Genomic DNA, 18,708 nt, shown 5'->3' with positions numbered 1-18,708 from the left:
ACATAGAACGTGTTTCAGAAATGTGCTTGCGCCTGCCGTGAACGTCTCCTATGTTGGACATGTGTCCAGTCAGGTGACCAGCATGCCCCGGCAGCAGCTCAACGAGCGCCAGGCCGTGACCGTGCAGCGACTTCTCGACGCCGGCCTCGCGCAGCTGGCCGAGGTCGGTCCCGAGGCGCTCACCATCCGTCAGGTGGCCGTGCGGGCGGGGGTTTCGCCGGCGACGGCGTACACCTACTTCTCGTCCAAGAGCCATCTGCTGGCGGAGCTCTTCCACCGGGCGATCGTCGACCAGACGCCTCCCGTGCCGGGCGGCGGGAGCGCCACCGAACGCGTGCAGGCCGTCACTCGGGCGCTCAGCGACCTGTGCGAGCGCAACCCGCACGTAGCAGCCGGGGCCAACGTCGCCCTGCTGGGCTCGGACCCGGACGTCGAGCGGCTGCGGCTGCGGATCGGTGGGGAGTTCGTGACTCGCTTCGACGCCGCTCTCGGAGAGAGCAGCACGCCCGAGCTCGTCGACGCGCTCGTCCTGGTGTTCTCCGGCGCACTCCTCCAGGCCGGGATGGGCCTGATCTCGTACGCCGAGCTCGGCGACCGTCTCGACACGGTCGTCGCCACGATCCTGGGCGGCAACCGATGACCCGACCGGCCAGCGACGTCGTCGCCCCACTGGTCTTCGACCCCTACGACTACGACTTCCACGAGGACCCGTACCCGCTCTACCGGCGGCTGCGTGACGAGGATCCGGTCCACCACGCGGTCGGCGACGACCTCTGGGTGATCTCACGGCATGCCGACGTGTTCGCCGCGCTGCGTGACGACGAGGTCTTCTCCAACCGGATGGGCGTCTCGCTGGATGCCACCGCGTGGAGCCCCGACGCCCACAAGGTGATGTCCTTCCTCGCCCTCGACGGCGCCGACCAGAGCCGGGTGCGCAAGCTGGTGTCGGCAGCCTTCACCCCGCGCCGGGTCCGGGAGCTCACCCCGGGCGTGCAGAGCCTGACCGAGCGCTACCTCGACTCCGCGCTCGCGACCAACGCCGAGGCGGGCGAGGCCGACTGGATCCGGGACTTCGCGAGCAAGCTCCCCATGGACGTCATCTCCGAGATGATGGGGGTGCCGGTGTCCGACCGCGACGAGGTGCGGCGACTCGCGGACCTGGTCGTCCACCGCGAGGACGGCGTCCGCGACGTGCCGAAGGCGGGCATGGAAGCCTCGATCGAGCTGATGACCTACTACTCCGGCATGGTCAAGCAGCGGCGACGGGACACCACCGACGACCTGACGTCGGCCCTGGTCGAGGCAGAGCTCGACGGGGAGCGGCTCCGCGACGGCGAGATCATGGCGTTCTTGTTCCTCATGGTCGTCGCGGGCAACGAGACCACGACCAAGCTGCTCGGCAACGCGCTCTTCCACCTGTCGGCCGCCGCCGACCAGCGGGCGGAGGTGCTCGCCCGGCCGGACGACCCCGAGGCACTCGTCGTGCCGTGGATCGAGGAGACCCTGCGCCACGACACGTCCAGCCAGATGCTCGCGCGCTACGTCGTCTCGGACGCCGAGCTCTCGGGAGTCACCATTCCGGCGGGTTCGAAGGCGCTGGTGCTGCTGGGCTCGGCCAACCGCGACGAGCGCGTCTTCACCGACCCCACCCGGTTCGACATCCACCGCGACAAGGGCGAGCTCGCCCAGATCCTCAGCTTCGGCACCGGACGACACTTCTGCCTGGGCGCGAACCTCGCCCGGCTGGAGACGAAGGTCGTGCTCAACGAGCTGGTCCGCCGGGTGCAGCACTTCGAGGTGCACGCCGACCGGGCGGTCCGGGTGCACTCCACCAGCGTGCGCGGATTCGCGTCGCTGCCGGTGACCTTCGTCGAGCGGAGCGCTTGATGGGCAAGTACGACCAGCCCGCCCGACGCCCCGCCGTCGTCGCGGGAGCCTCGTCCGGCATCGGCGCCGAGACCGCTAAGGCGCTCGCCGCCGCCGGCTTCCCGGTCGCGCTGGGAGCCCGCCGGGTCGATCAGTGCGAGCAGCTCGCCGCCGACATCCGCGGTGACGGCCGAGAAGCCGTGGCGCACCGGCTGGACGTCACCGACGAGCAGTCCGTCGCCGACTTCGCGGCGAAGGTGGCGGCGGACCTCGGGGACGTCGAGGTGGTGGTGAGCAACGCGGCGCTGATCGGGCCGGGCTCGCTGCTGGAGACCGGACCGGAGCGGCTGCGCGACGAGGTCGAGGTGAACCTCCTCGGACCCCACCGGCTGATCCGCGCTTTCGTGCCCGCGATGGTCGAGCGCCGCCGCGGTGACATCGTTTTCGTCTCCTCCGACGTCGCTGTGCGCGCGCGGCCGTTCATGGGCGGCTACAGCGCGACGAAGTCCGGTCTCGAAGGACTGGCGACCTCCCTGCAGATGGAGCTCGAGGGCACCGGCGTCCGGGCGTCGGTCGTGCGCCCCGGTCCGACGTGGAGCGAGATGGGCATGGACTGGGACCCGGACGAGGCGGCGTTCGTCCTCAACCAGTGGGTCAAGTGGGGCCACGCCCGCCACTCCCACTTCCTCAAGGCCCGCGCCATCGCCGATGCGATCAGCACCGTCGTCAGCGCGCCGCGCGGCGTCCACATCAGCCCTGTCGACGTCAACCCCGAAGCCCCGGTGGAGAACCCGTGAACAAGGTCTCGACAAGCTCGACCAGCGATGCATTGAGCGCGATCCCCGAGGTCTCGACCGTGCTCGACGACCAGAGCGACGAGGTGCCGGAGATCATCCGCGGCACCGGACACCTCCCCGAGATGCGGGTCGACCCGATCGGCCTGTTCACCCGGGTCCGCGACGAGTGCGGCGACATCGGCCGGTTCCGGCTGGCCGACAAGGACGTCGTGCTCGTCACCGGCGCCGAGGCCAACGAGGCGTTCTTCCGGGCGCCCGACTCCGTGCTCGACCAGGCTGCGGCCTACCCGTTCATGACGCCGATCTTCGGCAAGGGCGTCGTCTTCGACGCCTCGCCCGAGGAGCGCCAGCAGATGCTGAAGAACCAGGCGCTGCGAGGCGACATGATGCGCGGGCACGCGCAGACGATCGAGGCCGAGATCAAGCGGATGGTCGCGGGCTGGGGCGACGAGGGCGAGATCGACCTGCTCGACTTCTTCGCCGAGCTCACGATCTACACGACGTCGTCCTGCCTGATCGGCAAGCCGTTCCGCGAGGAGCTCGACTCCTCGTTCGCGCACCACTACCACGAGCTGGAGCGGGGCACGGACGCGATCGCCTACGTCGACCCCTACGCCGAGATCGACAGCTTCCGGCTGCGCGACGAGGCTCGTGAGCGACTGGTCGCGCTGGTGCAGGGGATCATCGACAAGCGGAACGAGCGGGGGACCGTCGCCCGCGAGGACCGCGACCTGCTCGACGTGCTGATCTCGATCGACATGACCGCCGACGTGATCACCGGCATCTTCATCTCGATGATGTTCGCCGGCCACCACACCAGCAGCGGTACGGCGTCGTGGGCGATGATCGAGCTCCTCCGCCACCCCGACGTCATGGCCGACGTCGTCGCCGAGCTGGACCAGCTCTACACGGACGCCGACGGCACCGGGCCTGTCGAGGTGTCCTTCCAGGCGCTTCGCTCGATCCCCGTGCTCGAGTCGGCGCTCAAGGAGACGCTGCGGCTGCACCCGCCGCTGATCATCCTGATGCGGCTGGTGCAGGAGGAGTTCGAGCTGGCCGGTACGACGATCCCGGGCGGCACCGTCGTCGCCGCGTCGCCGCGGGTGTCCAATCGGATCGAGGAGGACTTCCCGAAGGCGGACGAGTTCGACCCCGGCCGCTACATCGACCCGCGTCAGGAGGACCTGCAGAACCGCTGGACGTGGATCCCGTTCGGTGCCGGCAAGCACCGCTGCGTCGGCAACGCGTTCGCGATGATGCAGATGAAGGCGATCTTCTCCGTGATCCTGCGTGACTTCGAGTTCGAAGCCGCTCAGCCGCTCGACTCCTACCGCGACGACTGCTCCAAGATGGTGATCCAGCTGGAGCAGCCGTGCCGCGTCCGCTACCGGCGGAGGACGCAGTGAAGGTGATCGCCGACACCGGCCTCTGCCAGGGGCACCAGCTCTGCCAGGGCGAGGCACCCGACGTCTTCGGGTTCGACGAGGACGCGGACGTCGTACGCCTGCTCGAGGAGCACCCCGACGAGTCGCGTCGCCAGGACGTGACCACCGCCGTGAAGTACTGCCCTGCTTTCGCCCTTTCGATCGAAGAGGACTGAGATGAGTGACCTGACCACCCCGTTGAGCAGGGCCGAGATCGAGGAGTTCTGGGACACCTGGCTGGCGATCAACCGTGAGGCCGAGCGCACCGGCGACTGGCGGGTGATGGCCGACTGGTACGCCGAGGACGCGTCGTACGGCTGGATGTACTCCGTCGACGAGCACTTCATGGCGGTCGGCCGCGACCAGATCCGCGACTGGGCGATCGGCATCGAGATGGACGGCTTCGACGGCTGGCACTACGACTACCAAGCGACACTGATCGACGACAAGAACGCGATGATCGTCGGGTTCTGGAAGCAGCGGTCGGGGATCATCAACGACGAGACCGGGCAGGAGTACGAGATCCTCGGCATCGGCGGGTCGTGGTTCGGCGTCGAGCGGCAGACGGCCGGCGCCGACGCGGGGACGATCAAGTTCGCCTGGCAGCGCGACTGGTTCGACATGCCGTCGACCGCGCACACGTTCATGGAGATCCTCAAGGCCGGGAAGGCGAGTGACCGGCTCCTCGAGCGGATGAAGGTCACCGGTCACGACGTGCCCGGTCACTACCACCTCGAGGACATCCCCGCGCCGGTGTGGCCGCCGCCGGTCGAACGCGGCGACTTCCTCACCCAGCAGCCCGTGGAGACGGACGCATGACGGTCTCGACCCCTTCGACAGGCTCAGGGACCGGAGCGACCGAGTGGGCACCGGCCCAGCAGCTCGTCGACGGCAAGCTGATCGGCGCCAGCGACGGCACGTCGTACCCGATCCTCAACCCGGCGACGGGCGAGCAGATCGGAGTGGCGCCCGACAGCAGTGCCGCCGACGTCGATGCCGCGATCGCGGCCGCGCGGCGGGCGTTCGACGAGACCGACTGGTCGACGGACGTCGCGCTCAGGGTTCGGTGCCTCCGGCAGCTCCACCAGGCGCTGCTCGACCACGCCGACGAGTTCCGGGCGCTCACCACCGCCGAGGTCGGCATGCCCGGCTTCATGATGGGCGCAGCCGGCTTCGACGTCCCCGTCGAGGGCCTGAAGTGGGTCACCGACCTGCTGGAGACCTACCCCTGGGTGACGGACCTCGGCATCGCCGAGCCGATGGGCATCCCGACGCAACGGACCGTCGTCCGCGAGCCGGTCGGTGTCGTCGCCGCGATCACGCCGTGGAACGTTCCCAACCAGATCAACCTGGCCAAGGTCGGCCCCGCGCTCGCCGCCGGTTGCACGGTCGTGCTCAAGCCGGCGCCGGACACCCCGTGGGTGGCGTGCGAGCTGGGACGGTTCGTCGCCGAGCACACCGACATCCCGGCAGGTGTCTTCAACGTGGTGACGCCCCGCTCCAACGAGGTCGCCGCGGTGCTGTCCTCCGACCCCCGGATCGACATGGTGTCCTTCACCGGGTCGACCGCGACCGGGCGGGCGATCATGGCCGCCGCCGCGCCCACGCTGAAGAAGGTGTTCCTCGAGCTCGGCGGCAAGTCTGCGGCGATCGTGCTCGACGACGCCGACGTCTCGGCCGCGGCGGGAGCCACGGCGTTCGCCGCGTGCATCCACGCCGGCCAGGGCTGTGCGCTGACCACGCGGCTCGTCGTACCCAGGGAGAAGTACGACGAGGCGGTCGAGGTCGCGGCCGCCACCATGGCGTCGATCGGGATCAGCGACCCAGCCGATCCCGACGCGATCTGCGGACCTGTCATCAGCCAGGTGCAGCGCGACCGGGTCGAGAGCTATCTCCGGCTCGCCGAGGAGGAGGGCGGCCGGATCGTCACCGGCGGCCGGATCGTCGACCAGCCCGGCTTCTGGGTGGAGCCGACGGTCGTCGCCGGACTCGACAACTCCTCGCGGCTCGCCCAGGAGGAGATCTTCGGGCCGGTGCTCGTCGTGATCCCGCACGACGGTGACGACGACGCCGTACGCATCGCCAACGACAGTGAGTACGGCCTGTCCGGCTCGGTCGACTCCGCCGACCTCGAGCGCGCCAAAAGCGTCGCCCGGCGGATCCGCACCGGGACCCTCGCGGTCAACGGCGGGGTGTGGTTCAGTCCCGACGCGCCCTTCGGCGGCTACAAGCAGTCCGGGCTCGGCCGCGAGATGGGCGTGGCCGGGTTCGAGGAGTACCTGGAGACCAAGACCATCGCGGAGCCCGCGTGAACACCACGGAAGACGTGAGGAGCAGCATGCGATTCGAGGACAAGGTGGTCGTCGTCACCGGCGCGGCCCAGGGCATCGGCGAGGCCTACGCGAAGGCACTTGCCGCCGAGGGAGCGTCAGTGGTGGTGGCCGACCTCAATGCCGACGGCGGTGAGCGGGTCGTCAAGGAGATCGAGGCCGACGGCGGACGCGCGATGTTCGTGTCCTGCGACGTCTCGAGCGCCGAGTCGGCGACGGGACTGGTCGAGCGGGCGGATGCGGAGTGCGGCGGCATCGACGGGCTGGTCAACAACGCCGCGATCTACGGAGCGATGCAGTTCGACCTCCTCCTCACCGTCGACTGGGACTACTACCGGAAGTTCATGAGCGTCAACATGGACGGAGCGCTGGTCATGACGCGCGCGGTGTACGGCTCGATGCAGCGGCGGGGCGGGGGAGCGATCGTCAACCAATCCAGCACCGCGGCGTACCTCTACTCGGGGTTCTACGGCCTGGCCAAGGTGGGCGTGAACGGCCTGACCCAGCAGCTCGCGCACGAGCTGGGCGGCATGAACATCCGGGTCAACGCGATCGCGCCCGGGCCGGTGGAGACCGAGGCGACGAAGATCCAGGCGGGGGACGCGGCCAAGGACATCGTCCGCAACTCGCTCGCGATCAAGCGGATGGGCCAGACCTCCGACATGGTCGGCGCCTGCCTCTTCCTGCTCTCCGACGAGGCGTCGTGGGTCACCGGCCAGATCCTGGCGGTCGACGGCGGCCAGACGTTCCGGCTCTAGTCATGGTGCGCGTCGGATTCGTCGGGCTCGGCAACATCGGCAAGCCGATGGCGCTGCGACTGGCTGCGGCTGCGTCATCGGGTGACGTCGACCTGTCGGTCCACGACGTCGCGCCCGAACCGGTCGCCGCGCTGACGGCCGCGGGCGCGAAGGCCGTCGGCAGCGTCGGCGAGCTCGCCGCGGTCGCCGACGTGGTCTGCGTGATGGTGCGCGACGACGACCAGGTGCGGACGGTTGCGGAGGAGATAGGCCCCGTACCGGTGCTGGTCATCCACTCGACGGTCGCCCCGGGCACCCCGGCCGAGCTCGCGGCGCGTGGACTGACGGTCCTCGACGCTCCCGTGAGCGGTGGACCCATGGGTGCGGCGGACGGCACGCTGGCGATCATGGTCGGCGGGTCCGTCGACGCCTTCGTGGCGGCCAGGCCCGCGCTGGACCTGATGGGCACGAAGGTCGTGCACGCCGGGCCGCTCGGAGCCGGGACCCGCATGAAGCTGGCACGGAACCTGATCCACTTCGTCGCGTTCACCGCCGTCACCGAGGCGCAGCGGCTCGCGGAGGCGGCCGGCCTCGACCTGCGCGAGCTCGGCGAGATCGTGCGGCACACCGACGCGATCACCGGCGGTCCCGGCGCGATCGCTCACCGCGAGACAACGGCGCCGCTGGCGCCGGACGACTTCTGGACCGGCGTCTTCCAGCACGTCGCGGCGCTGGGGGAGAAGGATCTCTCTTTCGCGATCGCGCTCGCCGACGAGCTCGGCGTCGACGTACCTCTCGCCCGAGAGGCGCTGCCACGACTGGGGAAGGGACTGGGTCTCTCATGAGCAAGGCCGACAAGTTCGAAGGGCTGCCGGAGGCACGGCGGCGCGGCCTGGAGAAGATGGAGGAGGTCTACGGCTTCGACATGACCGACCCCGGCGAGGCCGGGGGCGACTTCTTTCGCTACACCGCCGACCACCTCTTCGGCGACATCTGGCAGCGGCCCGGCCTCTCCGACCGGGACCGCCGGCTGCTGCTGATCGGCCTGCTCGCCGGCCAGGGTGCCGCCGACGTGCTCGGCATCCAGGTGCCCGCAGCACACGCCAACGGTGAGCTCGACGACGACGCGCTGCGCGAGATCGTCGTCTTCCTCAGCCACTACGCCGGCTGGCCCCAGGGTGCGCGGCTCAACTCGATCGTCGAGGAGACGATCGCGAAGGCTAAGCGGCGGTAGGACCGTGGGTGAAGGTTGCATCGACCGTCACGAGGAAACCGCGCCCGCAACGTTGGTCGATGAGGGCGCTCCCGCGACCGTCTCGAGATCCCTTGGACCTATGAGCCCTCGTTGCGGTCCGCAGGGGTTGCGACCGACAGGCTTTGGACGAGGACGCGGAGCGCCGCTGGTTGCGCGCCGCTGCCGGCTTGCGGTGGGTTCGGAAGCGCCGCTGGTCGAGGAGGTCGCATTCGCGACCCTCTCGCGACCCCTCTGTCCGCCGGTTGCGCGCCGCGGATGGTTGCGACCGACAGGCTTTGGACGAGGACGCGGAGCGCCGCTGGTTGCGCGCCGCGGCCGGCTCACCGTGGCCGCTGGTTGAGGTGCGACGAGCGCAGCGAGGAGCCTCGAAACCAAGCCGTCGGACCACCTTCCGTCCACAGGCATGGAACGGCGAATCGCCTGTCCACAGGGGGGTTCTGAGCGTTTCGTTGTGTCGGAGGGTCGGGGTTGAATAGGCCTCATGGATCTCGGGACCGCACCGCTCTTCGACCTCACCGCCCCGGTGGCGGACCAGGTCGCCGCGCCGGTTGCGGTGACCCGGTCCCAGGCGCTGCTGGCCAGCATCAAGCAGCGCCGCACGGTCATTGCCGATCAGGAGATCGCCACCGTCCGCGAGATCGCCGATTGGGCCGGCGAGCACGTCGTGGCCGAGGACGCGGCGGATGTGGCGACGTTGACCGAGCGGGGTCTGGACACCGGGCTCCCGCTGGCCGGACCCGGTGCACCGCTGATCAGTGACTTCGCGGTGATGGAGCTCTCCGCGTTGTTGGGGCGGTCGCTGGACTCGGGGCGCAACTACGTCGGCCAGGTCCTCGAGCTCGCCCACCGCCTCCCCAAGACCTGGACCCGCCTCCTCGACGGGCAGGTGCCGGTGTGGAAAGCCCTGCGGGTCGCCGACGCCACCCGCCTCCTACCGCAGAATGCTGTCGGGTTTGTCGACAGCCACCTGGCACCGTTCGCGCACGGGGTCACCTGGGCGCAGGTCGACCGGCTGGTCGAGGAAGCCCTGGTCCGCTACGACCCGGATGCCGCGGAGGAACGGCGCCGGGAGTCCCGGGACCACCGACACGTCCACACCGGCCTGGACCGGGTCGGCTACAACGGCACCGCCCAGGTCGACGCCACCCTGGACGCCGCGGATGCCCTCGACCTCGAACACGCGATCGCCCGCCGCGCCAAGCTCGCCGGCCAGCTCGGCGACACCGACACCCTGGAGGTCCGTCGGGCCAAAGCGCTGGGTGAGATCGCCCGGGAGGACCTGGTCCTCGACCTGGAGGTCGCCGACCCCGACACCGGAGAGATCACTAGGACCATTCCCGGGCGGAAGACCGAGCTCACCGTCCACCTGTCCGCCACCGACCAGACCGTGGGCCGGTTCGGCAACACCCGCACCCCGATCAGCGTGGAGCAGGTCAAGGAATGGCTCAACACCCCCAACACCACTGTGGTCGTGCGGCCGGTGGTCGACCTCGCCGGCCACCAGCCGGTCGACTCCTATGAGATCCCCGACCGGATCCGCCGCCAGGTCACCGACCGTGACCACCACTGCGGCTTCCCCTACTGCACCCAACCCGCCGAAGCCTGCGACCTCGACCACATCACCCCACACGCCGAGGGCGGGACGACCTGTGCCTGCAACCTCTCCCCGGCCTGCCGCGGCCACCACCGGTACAAAACCTCGGGCCGAGCCAGCTACCGGATGCTCAGCCCCGGCACCTACCACTGGACCCTCCCCACCGGCACCTACCTGGTCGACCCCACCGGCACCCACCAACTCACCGCCACACCACCCGAGAACTAGCTACCCAGCCCCGCACCCCGCCACCGGCGGGGCCAAAGGCATGCCCACACCGGTCCCGAAGCCGCAAGCCGCCGACCTGCCGCCACCACCCGACATCCCCTTGCGGCCGCAACCACAACGAGCACCCCAGACCTCCCCGGCGCCCGCGCAGGGCCCGGGGAACCGCACCGCAACCACCGCGGCGCCACCAAGCGGTCAGGCAGTCGCGCTTGGGTGGGCTGCCACCCTCGCGACTACAAGTGTGAGATCGCCACGGAACTGGACGTAGTCGACATCGTGCCGCAGGACTGACGAACGTCAGCGCAGGATCAGCCGGACGGCCGTCTCCATGTGGGCGGCGGTCTCGGGGGCGGTCGAGCGGCCGGTGACCCAGGCCATCAGCGCGGAGAGCCACACGTCGCCGATCACCCGGGCCAGCACGATGTCGTCCTCGGTGATCTCGTCGCTGTCGGGCACGGTGCCGTGCATGGCGTGGGTGACGATCGTCGTCATCGACATGCCGACCGCGTGGATCTCGTTGGCCACGCTCGCGTCAGCGAACATGAAGGCCCGCGTCAGGGCCTCGGTGAGCTTGGGGTCGCCCTGCATGCCGCGGGTGAGCCGCTTCAGGACGTAGAGCACGCGCTCGCTGGGGGTGTCGCCGGGGATCTCGCGGACCTGAAGCCTGGCCTGGGCCTCCTCGAACTGCCGGTCGAGCGCCGACACCAGCAGGTGGATCTTGGAGGGGAAGTAGCGGTACAGCGTGCCGAGCGCGACGTCGGCCTGCTCGGCGACGGCGCGCATCTGGACGGCGTCGAAACCGCCCTCCTTGGCCAGGTCGTAGGTGGCGTCGAGGATCCGCTTCCGCCGGTCGCGCTGAGCGGCGCTGCCGGCGGAGTCGGTGCCGGCCTGGCGGTCGTCGGTCGAGATCGAGTTGGCGATGGTCACGACGGTCTCCCTGCGACGTCGGCGAGCTCGGGTGTGCCTCACGTCACTTGAATGACGCACCCGAGCCGGAATGTTGAAATCTGAGGCGTCTTCAGCATTCCTCACGCTGGGACGCTCGTAGATAGGCTACCCGTACGTAACCCATAATAGGAACACGTTCTATGTTCTGACGGCCCTGCTCCACCCGGAGCTCGGCGCCGCGACTCAGCGCAACGAGCCAGCGCCGGGATGAGGGAAGAGGAGTCGGCCATGCGGATCGCGATGCTGTCGTACCGCAGCAAGCCCCACGTGGGCGGGCAGGGCATCTACATCCGACGCCTGAGCCGTGAGCTCGTCGCCCTCGGTCACACGGTCGAGGTGTTCTCGGGACAGCCCTACCCCGACCTCGACGAGGGCGTCGTCCTCACCAAGGTGCCGAGCCTCGACCTCTACCGGCCGGGCGACGAGTTCCGCAACCCGCGTCCGCGGGAGTTCCGGGACCTCGTCGACGTCGAGGAGTGGCTGCGGATGCGCAGTGGCGCGTTCCCCGAGCCGCTCACGTTCGCCAAGCGCGTCGTCAAGCTGCTCCGGGCCCGCCGCGACGAGTTCGACATCGTCCTCGACAACCAGACCCTGGCGACGCCGGTGCTCGAGGTCGAGAGCTTCGGCCTGCCGCTCGCGTCGACCATTCATCACCCGATCACGATGGACCGGGCCATCGAGCTCGAGGTGGCGCCCTGGGTGCGGAGGAAAGCGAACTCGCGGTGGCGTCTGGAGTTCCCCAAGGTCGGCGTCTGGCGCTGGTACTCGTTCCTCGCCCAGCAGAAGCGCACCGCGCCCCGGCTGCGCCAGGTCATCGTGCCGTCGGAGTCGTCGAAGCGTGACGTCGCACGGGAGTTCGGTGTCGACACGGCGCGGATCGAGACGATCCTGCTGGGAGTCGACGAGAGGTTCAGCCCTCCGACGGCGCCGCGGGTGCCCGGGCGGATCCTCGCCATGGCAAGTGCGGATGCACCCTTGAAGGGCATCCACATCCTGCTGGAGGCCTTCGCCAAGCTGCTGACCGAGCGCGACCTCGAGCTGGTCCTGGTGACCAAGCCGAAGGAGGGCGGTGTCACCGAGAAGCTCATCGACAAGCTCGGCATCGCCGGGCAGGTGAGCTTCGCCAGCGGCCTCACCGACGACGAGCTGGTCGCGCTGATGGGATCGGCCGAGCTGGCGTGCGTCCCCTCCCTCTACGAGGGGTTCTCGCTGCCGACGGCAGAGCTCATGGCGTGCGAGACCCCCTTGGTCGTGTCGCGGGCCGGCGCCATCCCGGAGGTCGTCGGTCCCGACGGCCTCTGTGCGGAGGTGGTCGAGCCCGGCGACGTCGGCGCGCTCGCCCACGCCATCGGCGCCCTGCTCGACGACCCAGAGCGGCGTGCGTGCTTGGGCGCCGCGGGTCGCCAGCGGGTCAAGGACCTCTTCAGCTGGAGTGCCGTCGCGGTCAGGACCGCCGACGTGCTCGCCGATGTCATCACCCAGTACAACCAGGAGCAGGAACATGCTGACCGTTGACTTCGACCGCCTCGGCCTGCAGCCGGGCGACCGGGTGCTCGACATGGGCGCCGGCGCCGGCCGTCACAGCTTCGAGATGTACCGCCGCGGCGCCGACGTGATCGCCTTCGACATGGACGCCGACGAGCTCGAGAACGTGCGCGACCTGTTCGCTGCCATGAGGGAGGCCGGCGAGGTGCCGCTGGGCGCCGAGGCCGACGTCAAGCAGGGTGACGCGCTCGCGCTGCCGTTCGCCGACGGCGAGTTCGACCGGATCGTCGCCGCCGAGGTCCTCGAGCACATCTGGGAGGACGTCGCCGCGATCAAGGAGCTGGTCCGGGTGCTGCGACCGGGCGGCACGCTCGCCGTCTCCGTGCCGCGCTGGCTGCCTGAGGTCATCAACTGGAGGCTCTCTCGCGCCTACCACGACGCCACGGGTGGGCACATCCGGATCTACACCGACCTCGAGCTGATCGACAAGGTCACCAAGGCCGGCCGCCCCAACGACGGCACCCCGGGCGACGCGATGATCTTCGAGGGCAAGGACTACGCACACGGGCTGCACTCTCCGTACTGGTGGATCAAGTGCGCGGTCGGTGTCGACAACGACGACCACCCGCTCGCCAAGGCGTACCACAAGCTGCTGGTCTGGGAGATCATGAAGCAGCCCACCGCACTCATGCTCGCCGGCAAGGTGCTGGACCCGGTGATCGGCAAGAGCATGGTGCTGTACTTCCGCAAGCCCGAGGCGGCGCAGGGTGCGTGAGGTCTCCGAGGTCCCCCTCGCCCGGTTGCCGTACGTCGAGGGCGTGCTGAGCGCCGTCGACATCGCGGAGACCGCCGCGTCGATCGCTTCGATGCAGGAGCCGTGTGGCGCGATCCCGTGGACGGTCGGCGAGCACGTCGACATCTGGAACCACGTCGAGGGCGCGATGGCGATGCTCGTCGGCGGCCAGGTGGCCGCCGCAGAGCGCGCCTACGCGTGGATCCCGACGATGCAGCGCCCGGACGGGTCGTTCCCGATGAAGATCGTCGACGGCGAGCCGGAGGACCACCGTGGCGAGGTCAACATGTCGGCGTACTTCGCCGTCGGCCTCTGGCACCACTGGCTGGTCCGCAACGACATCCGATTCGTGGAGCGCTACTGGCCGTCGGTCCGCGCGGCGCTCGACTGGGTGGTCTCGATGCAGGAGCCGTTCGGCGGCATCCGGTGGACGCCGGTCGACGACTTCTGCCTGCTCACCGGCAACTCCTCGATCTACCACTCCCTGCGAGCGGGCGTCGCGCTCGCCGACCTGATGGACGACCCGCAGCCCGAGTGGGAGCTCGCGGGCGGGCGGCTCGGCCACGCCATCCGCGTGCACCGGGACCTGTTCGCCGACAAGAGCACCTTCTCGATGGACTGGTACTACCCCGTCCTCGGCGGTGCGGTGCGCGGCAGGGACGCCTTCGAGCTCCTCGAGTCGCGGTGGGACGACTTCGTCGTGCCCGATCTCGGCATCCGGTGCGTCGACACGAACCCCTGGGTCACCGGGGCGGAGACGTGCGAGCTCGCGATGGCGCTGGACACCCTCGGTGACCACCGCCGCGCGAAGCGCCTGTTCGCCGACATGCAGCACCTCCGCGGCGAGGAAGGCAAGTACTGGACCGGCTGGGTCTACGGCGAGACCGCGGCGGAGGTCGAGGTCGTCAACGCTGCCGGCGAGGTCGAGCCGCGCAACGTGCCGTGGCCCGACGAGCACACGACATACACCGCGGCAGCCGTGATCCTCGCCGCGGACGCGCTGGGCGAGGTCGCCGGCCACAGCACGCCGGGATCGGGGATCATGCGCGGGACGTCGCTGGCGCCGCACTTCCAGGAGATTGCGCTGGAGTGCGACTGCCCGTCACCCGAGCGGGTCGCCGGCCACGCCTGACGTCCGCCGCAGCACCCGCATCGAGCCGGCCACCTCGACCTCCTCGAAGGCGCCGCTCTCGAGCGCAGGCAGGTAGATCTGCTCGTACGGCGGGCGCCCGCCGTCCGCAGGGTCGGGGAACACGTCGTGGATGGCGAACAAGCCGCCCGGCATCACCCAGTGCGCCCATGACGCGAGGTCGTCCCGCGCGGGCTGCTCACCGTGCCCGCCGTCGATGAAGAGCAGGGACAGCGGCGTGCGCCAGTGTGCGGCAACGGTGGTCGAGCGACCGACGACCGCGATGACGTGGTCCTCGAGCCCGGCGCGGGCGATCGTCCGCCGGAACGTCGGCAGCGTGTCCATCACCCCGAGCTCCGGATCCACGACGGTCGGGTCGTGGTGCTCCCAGCCCGCCTGGTTCTCCTCCGAGCCGCGGTGGTGGTCGACGGTGAAGACGACTCCTCCGACCTCGCGGGCGGCCGCGCCGAGATAGATCGCCGACTTGCCGCAGTAGGTGCCGACCTCGAGCGCCGGACCGTGGGGGAGTCGCTCGCGGGCCACCCGGTGGAGGAGCGCCCCCTCGTCGGGCGGCATGAAACCTTTCGCCGCGAGCGCGTGCTCGAGCAGGTCCGGCGGCATCGTGTCGGTCACGGCGCGACTCTAGTAGTCTTAGAACAGGTTCTAGTTTTCGACCAAGGAGTGCAATGTCGATCGGGATCACCGACGAGCACCAGGAGCTGGCCGCGAGCCTGCGCAAGTGGGCGACCAGCCTCGGCGCCGTCGAGGCGGTGCGCGCCGCCGAGGGACGGGTCGACGAGCGCTTCGACGACATCTGGGCCGCCGCCGAGGAGATGGGCGTCGCCGCGATCGCCCTGCCCGAGGCGGCTGGCGGGGGCGGCGGCACGGTCCTCGACGAGGCCGTCGCGCTCGAGGCGTGCGCCTACGAGCTGGTGCCGGGCGGTCTGCTCGGTGCGGCCATCGGCGCGATCGTCACCGGTACGCCCGGGCGGCACGGTGTGCAGGTCCACCCCGGTGGCCTGGTCTGGGACGGCGGGACCGCAGGGGCCGCCGACGCGTTGGACGGGCTGGACCTGAGCGCACGGCACGGTGCGCCGGTCGAAGGTGGCGAGATCGACGAGCGGGTCCGCCGTACGGCGGTGACGCTGGCGGCCGCCGAGGCCTCCGGCGTGGCCCGCTGGTGCCTCGACACCGCGGTGGAGTACGCCAAGGTGCGCGAGCAGTTCGGCAAGCCGATCGGGTCCTTCCAGGCGATCAAGCACCTCTGCGCCGAGATGCTCGAGACGGCCGAGGCCGTGACCGCGGCGGCGTGGGACGCGGCCTGCACCGCGGATGCAGCGGACGACGAGCAGTGGGCGTTCGCGGTCGACGTCGCTCAGGCGGTCTGCTTCAGCGGCGCGGTCGAGGTCGCCAAGGCCTGCATCCAGGTGCTCGGCGGGATCGGCTTCACCTACGAGCACGACGCCCACCTCTACCTGCGGCGGGCGGTGTCTCTGCGGGCGCTGGTCGGGTCGGCCGACTCAGCGGCAACCCGGCTGACCGAGGCCGCCGTCGGGGGAGTACGACGCCGCGTGGACGTCGACCTCGGTGGGCTCGACGAGCCGCTCCGGGCCGAGGCCCGGGCCACCGCTGAGCGGATCACCGGCCTTCCCGCGGCCGAGCAACGGGCGGCGCTGGTCGAGACCGGCTACCTCACTCCGCACTGGCCCGCGCCGTACGGCCTGGCCGCCGATCCGGTGACCCAGGTCGTCATCGACCAGGAGCTCGCCCGCGCCGGCGTGGCCCGCCCGGACCTGGTGATCGCCGGCTGGGCGGTCCCCACGATCCTGCAGCACGGCACGGATGCGCAGCGCGAGAGGTTCGTGCGCCCGTCGCTCCTCGGCGAGCTCACCTGGTGCCAGCTGTTCTCCGAGCCGGGCGCCGGCTCCGACCTGGCCTCGCTGCGGATGCGCGCCGAGCGGGTCGACGGCGGCTGGCGACTGACCGGGCAGAAGGTCTGGAACTCCGTCGCCGAGCGGGCCGACTGGGGCATCTGCCTGGCCCGGACCGATCCCGACGTTCCCCAGCACCAGGGCATCACCTACTTCCTCGTCGACATGAGGTCGCCCGGGATCGAGGTGCGGCCGCTCCGCGAGATCACCGGAGAGGCGCTGTTCAACGAGGTGTTCCTCGACGACGTGTTCGTGCCGGACGACTGCGTCGTCGCCGAGCCCGGTGACGGCTGGCGGCTCGCGCGCACCACGCTCGCCAACGAGCGGGTCGCGATGGCGAGCGCCCGGCTGGGCAAGAGCGTCGAGCGGGCGGTCGACCTGGCCGGCGCTGGTCTGGGACCCGTCGAGGCCGCCCGGGTCGGGCACGCCGTCGCGCTGGCGACCGTGTGCGGCCTGCTCGCTGTCCGGACCACGCTGCGCGCGATCGGCGGACACGGACCGGGTGCGGAGTCGAGCGTCGCCAAGCTGCTCGGCGTACGCAGCCGCCAGTCGTCGTCGGAGCTCGTCGTCGAGCTCCAGGGCGACGCGGTGGCGGCGACCGGTGCGATCGAGCGCGACGCCGACGGCCTCGCCGCCGACGTCTGGGAGATGCTCAACACCCGCTGCCTGTCGATCGCGGGCGGTACGACGCAGATCCTGCGCAACGTCGTGGGCGAGCGGATCCTCGGCCTGCCGCGCTGAGCTGAACGGGCGCGCTAGGGCGCGTCTCCTTATCCGGCGGCGTCGCGAGCGGCGGTTCCGGCCGATCTGGCAAGGCGGCGGAGTGAAGTCGTGCTTGTCCGCCCATCGAACGACGCCAACGCAGCCAGATTGAGCCGGAAACGTCGCGTAGCAGGCGCGGGATAAGGAGACGTGCCCTAATTGCGACCCTGCTCCACGCGCCACATGTTCCAGTGCCAGTGCAGGTAACGGTCGATGGCGCGCACGATGTGCTGCGACCGGATCGAGGGGAAGACGTCGAACGCGTGCTGGGCATGGGGGAGCTCGGCGTACACCACGGACCGTTTCGACGTCTCCCGCAGCCGCTCCACGAGCTCACGCGCCTGCTCGACGCCGACGAGGGTGTCGTTGCGGCCGTGCAGGAGGAAGAAGTCAGGGGCCTCCGGGGTGACCCGCAGCAACGGGGTGGCGGCCTCGTAGACCTCCGGTGCGGCTGAGTACGGCTCCGGGAAGACCCGCTTGGAGAGGAAGTGGTCCCGCATCAGCTCGACGTTGCGGTTGCCGGTCACCCCGGACATGTCGTAGACGCCGTAGTGGGGCACCGCGACCTGCACGGTGGTGTCCTTGTCCTCGAACCCGGGCTGGAACTCCGGGTCGTTCGGGGTGAGGGCGGCGAGCGAGGTGAGGTGCCCGCCCGCGGAGCCACCCGTGATCGCGATGTAGTCGGGATCGCCGCCGTAGCCGGCGATGTTGTCCTTGATCCAGGCGATCGCCTGCTTGACGTCGACGATGTGCGCCGGCCACCGGTCGCGCGGTGCGAGCCGGTAGTTGACCGCCACGCACACCCAGCCCTTGGCGGCGAGGTGCTCCATCAGGGCGAGGCCCTGCTGCTCCTTGGTGCCGATGACCCAGGCGCCGCCGTGGACCTGGAGCAGGACCGGCGCACCTGACGACGGGGTGTTGGTCGACGTGTAGATGTCGAGCATGCCGCGCTTGCCGTACGGCGCGAACGGCACGTCGCGCTTGACCTGCACACCGGCCTTGCGGCGGGCGCGCCCGAACGCGAACGGGTTGACCACGCGACCCCACGGCGTCGCGAGGTCGGCCGGGCTCGGCGCCTCGTCGAGCTGCTCGACGTAGTCGACACCGAGGGCCTCGACCAGCGCGTCCTCCGCGATGTGGACCGCCCGGCGGCTCTGACCGATGAGGTAGCCCAGCCCGACCGCGCTCGCGCCCGCAAGGGCGAGGCCGAGCGGGTCGCGACGACCGCGCGCGAGCTGGGCCGCGGTGTCGGTCGCGGTCAGGGCGAGGACGTGCGGGGCGAGCTCGCCGGTCAGCCAGCCGGCGAAGAACGCCGGGACGCCGGCCCGGAAGCCGGGGAACGGGCGGATCGCGTTGGCGGTGAGTGCGGCGGTGACCGCCTGGCGCGCGACGTATCCGTTGACCATGATGAGGAGATTATCGGGCTTCT

The 18,708-nt window shown here is 70.3% G+C and carries 18 protein-coding genes; 15 read left to right on the top strand and 3 right to left on the bottom strand.

Features of this window, described 5'->3' with window-relative positions; translation table 11 throughout:
- The first annotated feature begins 82 nt into the window (after positions 1 to 82).
- The 11 genes from SHK19_RS12790 (at position 83) to SHK19_RS12740 (ending at position 10,231) form a co-directional block, all read left to right on the top strand.
- Positions 83 to 640, top strand: coding sequence for a TetR/AcrR family transcriptional regulator (locus tag SHK19_RS12790; protein ID WP_322455348.1), 558 nt, complete (start codon positions 83 to 85; stop codon positions 638 to 640).
- Positions 637 to 1,887, top strand: a complete 1,251-nt coding sequence (locus SHK19_RS12785) for a cytochrome P450 (protein ID WP_322936448.1) — start codon at positions 637 to 639, stop codon at positions 1,885 to 1,887. The genes SHK19_RS12790 and SHK19_RS12785 overlap by 4 nt, the downstream gene beginning before the upstream one ends.
- Positions 1,887 to 2,663, top strand: coding sequence for an SDR family oxidoreductase (locus SHK19_RS12780; protein ID WP_322936447.1), 777 nt, complete (start codon positions 1,887 to 1,889; stop codon positions 2,661 to 2,663). The genes SHK19_RS12785 and SHK19_RS12780 overlap by 1 nt, the downstream gene beginning before the upstream one ends.
- A complete protein-coding gene (locus SHK19_RS12775) occupies positions 2,660 to 4,069 on the top strand; it encodes a cytochrome P450 (protein ID WP_322936446.1) in 1,410 nt (469 codons plus the stop codon). Before SHK19_RS12780 ends, SHK19_RS12775 begins: the two co-directional genes overlap by 4 nt.
- Positions 4,066 to 4,263 (top strand): ferredoxin, encoded by a 198-nt coding sequence (locus SHK19_RS12770; RefSeq protein ID WP_322455344.1) that lies wholly within the window; start codon positions 4,066 to 4,068, stop codon positions 4,261 to 4,263. The genes SHK19_RS12775 and SHK19_RS12770 overlap by 4 nt, the downstream gene beginning before the upstream one ends.
- Position 4,264: 1 nt before the next feature.
- A complete protein-coding gene (locus tag SHK19_RS12765; RefSeq protein ID WP_322455343.1) occupies positions 4,265 to 4,906 on the top strand; it encodes a hypothetical protein in 642 nt (213 codons plus the stop codon).
- Positions 4,903 to 6,399: an aldehyde dehydrogenase gene (locus SHK19_RS12760; RefSeq protein ID WP_322936445.1), complete on the top strand. Its 1,497-nt coding sequence runs from the start codon at positions 4,903 to 4,905 to the stop codon at positions 6,397 to 6,399. The genes SHK19_RS12765 and SHK19_RS12760 overlap by 4 nt, the downstream gene beginning before the upstream one ends.
- 26 nt (positions 6,400 to 6,425) lie before the next feature.
- Entirely contained in the window at positions 6,426 to 7,175 is a 750-nt protein-coding gene (locus SHK19_RS12755) for an SDR family oxidoreductase (RefSeq protein WP_322936444.1), read from the top strand.
- 2 nt (positions 7,176 to 7,177) lie between these two features.
- A complete protein-coding gene (locus SHK19_RS12750) occupies positions 7,178 to 7,999 on the top strand; it encodes an NAD(P)-dependent oxidoreductase (RefSeq protein WP_322936443.1) in 822 nt (273 codons plus the stop codon).
- A complete protein-coding gene (locus SHK19_RS12745; RefSeq protein ID WP_322936442.1) occupies positions 7,996 to 8,388 on the top strand; it encodes a carboxymuconolactone decarboxylase family protein in 393 nt (130 codons plus the stop codon). Before SHK19_RS12750 ends, SHK19_RS12745 begins: the two co-directional genes overlap by 4 nt.
- Before the next feature lie 502 nt (positions 8,389 to 8,890).
- On the top strand, positions 8,891 to 10,231 hold the full coding sequence (locus SHK19_RS12740; protein ID WP_322936441.1) for an HNH endonuclease signature motif containing protein: 1,341 nt from the start codon (positions 8,891 to 8,893) through the stop codon (positions 10,229 to 10,231).
- A gap of 297 nt (positions 10,232 to 10,528) precedes the next feature.
- Here SHK19_RS12740 and SHK19_RS12735 read toward each other — a convergent pair whose 3' ends face one another.
- Complete coding sequence (locus SHK19_RS12735) at positions 10,529 to 11,158, bottom strand: TetR family transcriptional regulator (protein ID WP_322936440.1); 630 nt, start codon at positions 11,156 to 11,158, stop codon at positions 10,529 to 10,531.
- Between the two features lie 249 nt (positions 11,159 to 11,407).
- Here SHK19_RS12735 and SHK19_RS12730 point away from each other — a divergent pair, with 249 nt between their 5' ends.
- The 3 genes from SHK19_RS12730 to SHK19_RS12720 are packed head-to-tail and all read left to right on the top strand — an operon-like array spanning position 11,408 to position 14,589.
- A complete protein-coding gene (locus SHK19_RS12730; RefSeq protein ID WP_322936439.1) occupies positions 11,408 to 12,694 on the top strand; it encodes a glycosyltransferase family 4 protein in 1,287 nt (428 codons plus the stop codon).
- Entirely contained in the window at positions 12,681 to 13,439 is a 759-nt protein-coding gene (locus tag SHK19_RS12725) for a class I SAM-dependent methyltransferase (protein ID WP_322936438.1), read from the top strand. Before SHK19_RS12730 ends, SHK19_RS12725 begins: the two co-directional genes overlap by 14 nt.
- The gene (locus SHK19_RS12720; RefSeq protein WP_322455334.1) at positions 13,432 to 14,589 is read left to right on the top strand and encodes a prenyltransferase/squalene oxidase repeat-containing protein; all 1,158 of its coding nucleotides are present in this window, start codon (positions 13,432 to 13,434) and stop codon (positions 14,587 to 14,589) included. Before SHK19_RS12725 ends, SHK19_RS12720 begins: the two co-directional genes overlap by 8 nt.
- On the opposite strand, the gene SHK19_RS12715 is transcribed toward SHK19_RS12720, so the two are convergent.
- Positions 14,560 to 15,219, bottom strand: a complete 660-nt coding sequence (locus tag SHK19_RS12715) for a class I SAM-dependent methyltransferase (protein ID WP_322936437.1) — start codon at positions 15,217 to 15,219, stop codon at positions 14,560 to 14,562. The two genes, SHK19_RS12720 and SHK19_RS12715, sit on opposite strands and share 30 nt — an antisense overlap.
- A 53-nt stretch (positions 15,220 to 15,272) precedes the next feature.
- Between SHK19_RS12715 and SHK19_RS12710 the strand changes: the two genes are divergently transcribed.
- Complete coding sequence (locus SHK19_RS12710; protein ID WP_322936436.1) at positions 15,273 to 17,258, top strand: acyl-CoA dehydrogenase; 1,986 nt, start codon at positions 15,273 to 15,275, stop codon at positions 17,256 to 17,258.
- A 176-nt stretch (positions 17,259 to 17,434) separates the two neighbouring features.
- Here the strand turns inward: SHK19_RS12710 and SHK19_RS12705 are convergent, their stop codons facing one another.
- A complete protein-coding gene (locus SHK19_RS12705; RefSeq protein WP_322455331.1) occupies positions 17,435 to 18,685 on the bottom strand; it encodes an alpha/beta hydrolase in 1,251 nt (416 codons plus the stop codon).
- Between the last annotated feature and the right edge of the window lie 23 nt (positions 18,686 to 18,708).

It is taken from the genome of Nocardioides bizhenqiangii, from assembly GCF_034661235.1.
GTDB classification, from domain to species: Bacteria; Actinomycetota; Actinomycetes; order Propionibacteriales; family Nocardioidaceae; genus Nocardioides; species Nocardioides bizhenqiangii.
The sequence above is the reverse complement of the archived record's forward strand: the minus strand, read 5'-3'. Positions and strand labels throughout refer to the sequence as shown.

Excerpts from the sequence above, each read along its gene's own strand:
- SHK19_RS12790 (WP_322455348.1), top strand. The coding sequence starts at position 83 with ATGCCCCGGCAGCAGCTCAACGAGCGCCAGGCCGTGACCGTGCAGCGA.
- SHK19_RS12785 (WP_322936448.1), top strand. The coding sequence starts at position 637 with ATGACCCGACCGGCCAGCGACGTCGTCGCCCCACTGGTCTTCGACCCC.
- SHK19_RS12780 (WP_322936447.1), top strand. The coding sequence starts at position 1,887 with ATGGGCAAGTACGACCAGCCCGCCCGACGCCCCGCCGTCGTCGCGGGA.
- SHK19_RS12765 (WP_322455343.1), top strand. The coding sequence starts at position 4,265 with ATGAGTGACCTGACCACCCCGTTGAGCAGGGCCGAGATCGAGGAGTTC.
- SHK19_RS12760 (WP_322936445.1), top strand. The coding sequence starts at position 4,903 with ATGACGGTCTCGACCCCTTCGACAGGCTCAGGGACCGGAGCGACCGAG.
- SHK19_RS12755 (WP_322936444.1), top strand. The coding sequence starts at position 6,426 with ATGCGATTCGAGGACAAGGTGGTCGTCGTCACCGGCGCGGCCCAGGGC.
- SHK19_RS12750 (WP_322936443.1), top strand. The coding sequence starts at position 7,178 with ATGGTGCGCGTCGGATTCGTCGGGCTCGGCAACATCGGCAAGCCGATG.
- SHK19_RS12745 (WP_322936442.1), top strand. The coding sequence starts at position 7,996 with ATGAGCAAGGCCGACAAGTTCGAAGGGCTGCCGGAGGCACGGCGGCGC.
- SHK19_RS12740 (WP_322936441.1), top strand. The coding sequence starts at position 8,891 with ATGGATCTCGGGACCGCACCGCTCTTCGACCTCACCGCCCCGGTGGCG.
- SHK19_RS12730 (WP_322936439.1), top strand. The coding sequence starts at position 11,408 with ATGCGGATCGCGATGCTGTCGTACCGCAGCAAGCCCCACGTGGGCGGG.
- SHK19_RS12725 (WP_322936438.1), top strand. The coding sequence starts at position 12,681 with ATGCTGACCGTTGACTTCGACCGCCTCGGCCTGCAGCCGGGCGACCGG.
- SHK19_RS12710 (WP_322936436.1), top strand. The coding sequence starts at position 15,273 with ATGTCGATCGGGATCACCGACGAGCACCAGGAGCTGGCCGCGAGCCTG.
- SHK19_RS12705 (WP_322455331.1), bottom strand. The coding sequence starts at position 18,685 with ATGGTCAACGGATACGTCGCGCGCCAGGCGGTCACCGCCGCACTCACC.